Source organism: Okeania sp. SIO2B9 (genome assembly GCF_010672505.1).
GTDB lineage: Bacteria > Cyanobacteriota > Cyanobacteriia > Cyanobacteriales > Microcoleaceae > Okeania > Okeania hirsuta.
The window spans coordinates 1-3,510 of the sequence record NZ_JAAHGK010000830.1 but is presented as its reverse complement, the minus strand read 5'-3'; the positions used below and the strand labels follow the sequence as shown (position 1 = coordinate 3,510).

At 34.5% G+C, this 3,510-nt stretch carries 2 protein-coding genes; both read left to right on the top strand.

All coding sequences use genetic code 11. The features are described 5' to 3' along the window. The first annotated feature begins 457 nt into the window (after positions 1 to 457). Positions 458 to 1,534, top strand: coding sequence for a PotD/PotF family extracellular solute-binding protein (locus tag F6K13_RS24095; protein ID WP_124154478.1), 1,077 nt, complete (start codon positions 458 to 460; stop codon positions 1,532 to 1,534). A gap of 1,236 nt (positions 1,535 to 2,770) precedes the next feature. Further along, the coding region (locus F6K13_RS24090) for a patatin-like phospholipase family protein (RefSeq protein WP_287288615.1) at positions 2,771 to 3,510 on the top strand (740 nt) is incomplete at its 3' end.

Here is a 3,510-nt window from a genome sequence, read left to right as displayed (position 1 = left end):
TGGAAGACGGGGAGGGCACGCAGACCGTCGACCTGATCGACAATTTAGAAAAAGAATGTTACAAATAATTTGGGGGATTAAAAGACAAGTGCAGGAAAAGCCCTTTTGACTAAAAAGATAAATTCAGACCTAATAAATGATATAAAAGCTATTCGTTATGACTCCTGACACCTGACTCCTGACTCCTAAGAAATAACCTAGCTATTTGTAGCAAAAATTTATCAAATTGGTATAATACCAATTCCCAAAAATAATGCTATACTTCCGATGCAACTTCAGTTATTAAGTAATAATAGTGGTTCAATAATTTTTGTAAGGATTATTGGCATTAAGCCAAAATATATTATGTTTTTGAACCCTACTCCCTACTCCCTACTCTCAAGGAGATGTAGCAAGAATGCCTGAGATTTGGTCTAACCGGATTCTATATAAAATGATTAAATAAATATCTGTAAATATGAAAAAACTGATGACTTTTCTGCTGCTATTTACTATGGCTGTAATTTTACCAATTGGTTGTAGCAATAATAGCCCTAATACTTCAGAAATTAGCAATAATAACATCCTGAGTATTTATAATTGGTCAACATATATTGCTCCTGAAGTAATTACTGAATTTGAAAATAAATTTAATGTCAAAATTCAATACGATACCTACGAAAGTAATGAAGACCTCTATGCCAAAATCAAGCCAGGAAATCCTGGTTATGATGTAGCTTTTCCGGCTGATTATATGGTAAAAATTCTGGTAGCTGAAGGATTGCTAGAAGAACTGAATCAGGAAAATATTCCTAATATTAAAAATCTCAATGAAAAATTTATTAATCCTCCTTACGACCCTGGAAATAAATATAGTATGGCTTACCAATGGGGCACAATGGGAATAGGCTATAACATCAAAGCTACTGAAGGTGAAATTAATAGTTGGTCAACTATGTTTGACCCTAAATTTAAAGGCAGAGTTGCTCTATTAGATGATATGCGAAGTAGCTTTTCAATTGCCTTAATTTCCCTTGGTTATGACCCCAATACAACTAACCCTAAAGAAATTAATGAAGCTAGAGATTTTCTAATTAAAAATAAAGAGGCGATCGCTGCTTTTGCGCCCGACACAGGTCAAAATTTATTAGACCAAGGAGAAGTAGATTTAACCTGTGAATGGAGCGGAGATATTTTTCAGATTATGAAAGAAAATCCCAACCTTCGTTACGCTATTCCCAAAGAAGGAAGTATTCTCTTAACTGATAATATGGTTATTCTTAAAGGAAGTAATAATAAAGAGCTTGCAGAAAAATTTATTAACTTCATTCTCGAACCAGAAATAGGGGCAAAAATTTCCAATTTCATTAAGTACGCGACCCCAAACCAAACTGCAAAAGATTTAGGTTTAATCGAAGCTGCTGATTTGAATAATCCTACCATTTATCCCCCACCAGAATTATTTGCAAAACTTGATTATATTCAAGATGTTGGTCAAGCCACAATTCTATATGATGAAGCTTGGACAGAAGTTAAATTAGGAGTTGGTACTTAGTAATTTTTAGCTCAACTTTAGAGAGAGATTTATATTAAAAATAGCAGGGAATAGGGAATAGGGAACAGGGAACAGGGAACAGTAGGAAAAACATTTCCCTGTCTAAAAAATTATGTAAGCATTTCCTCCGGAATGCTGCGCAAACAGCAGTCAGCTATCAGCTATCAGCTTTATTACCTTTAAAGAAGAAAAAAGCAATTTTATCAAAGCTTCAGAGTACGAATCTTTAGGTTAAGAATGTAGTAGAAATTAAACGAATACTTGCTTTATTCATTAAAAGTCTGTTTGTGCAACATGGCCTAAGAATAGCTGACCGCTAATAGCTGAATGCTTACAAAATTATTATCAAAATAATTGGATCTAAAACCCCGCTTTTTAAGGCGAAATATTTTTGGAGGGAGGCTTAAATCCCCGTTACAAAAATAACTTCTGTAGGAGCGAATGGCCATTCGCTCCTACTGACTTCTGACTTCTGACTTCGTTAACAATCTATGTCCTAACCTATCTATTTATTGCTATAAATTTGTGTTCCCGTAGCGTTGCGCCAGCAAAACAAAAATCCCCCGTTATAATCTTTGATTTGACCAAAAAATTTGGGTAGTTACGCCTCCTCTTTTAAGAGGATAAAAAAAAGAAGATTCCGTATTTTCTTGCCTCCTTATTGCAGAGGTACTGATAACTGATAACTGATAATTGAAATGACGGTGGGAGTGTCAAATAACTTTCTCTCTGTTCCAGTCCTGTTATTAACAAAAATCAGGTACTAAACCCTACTTTAATTATAGATATATAGCGTTTCTCAAATTAGTGCGATACAGTTGTTTTTCTTTGTTTCTATCCCCTGTTTCCCGAATTACTACTCCCTAAGCTGTTGTGTATTTAAACCACTTATATCATCTCCGGTTGAATAGTTATAAATAAACGACAGAGGAGTCAGTCCTCAGGAGTCAGGAGAACAGAAAGAAGGAAGAAGCAAGAAAAAAGAGAAAGTTTTTTTTATCACTAATTATCCGGACATAATATTATTTGTTGTGTACCTAATTAAAAGTACAACCCCCTATTACTTCTGACTTCTGACTTCTAACTTCTGACTTGCTAAGGCGCATTTTAAATGCGTCTTAGCCTACTCCCTACTCCCTAAAAAAAAGGAATTTTGTACCTCACGCTTCTTGGGAATTATATAGCAATGATATAATTGAGTAGTTCAATAACTATATTTATGAAGGCAAAACTATAATGACTTTCAAAATCCTTAGTTTAGACGGTGGTGGAATTCGTGGAGTAATTGCAGCACGAATTCTGATAGAAATTGAAAAACAAATTAAAGAACAAAAAGGTCAATCTTTACATGAATATTTTGACTTAGTAGCTGGTACTTCCACTGGCTCAATTATCGCAGCGCTAGTTGCTACAGGAACAGACAGCGCTAATATTCTCAAACTATATCAGGAAGAAGGAATCAATATTTTTCCATATCAAAGTCGCTTGTCGCCCAAAAGATTACCCTTAATTTTGAAATATGGAATTTCTGCTCCTAAGTTTTCCAATGAAGGCTTAATTAAAGTCTTGAAAAAATACCTTTTACGACAAGATGGAACGGCAATTAGACTTGAGGAAATTAGTGAAATAAACTTATTAATTGTAGCTTACAATATGTTTTTGGAATCTCCGACTATTTTTGTAAATTATCATCCGGAAATACCTAAACAGACGATTTGGTATGACAATCTCCCTCTGTGGGAAATTTGTGCTAGTTCTTCATCAGCTCCTACTTATTTTCCAGCTTATGAATTGAAAAATGGAGATTTGAGTCTACCACATATAGATGGAGGAATAGCAGCGAATAATCCCACATTAGCAGCAATAAGCTATGCAATTAAACTAGGTCATAAACTAGAAGATATTTCGATAATTTCTATTGGCACAGGTGAAACTAGCCAGCCATATAGTTATAAGCAAATAGTAGAATGGGGGCA

Bases quoted from the DNA above. Each gene is read 5' to 3' on its own strand.
- F6K13_RS24095 (WP_124154478.1), top strand. From the start codon at position 458: ATGAAAAAACTGATGACTTTTCTGCTGCTATTTACTATGGCTGTAATT.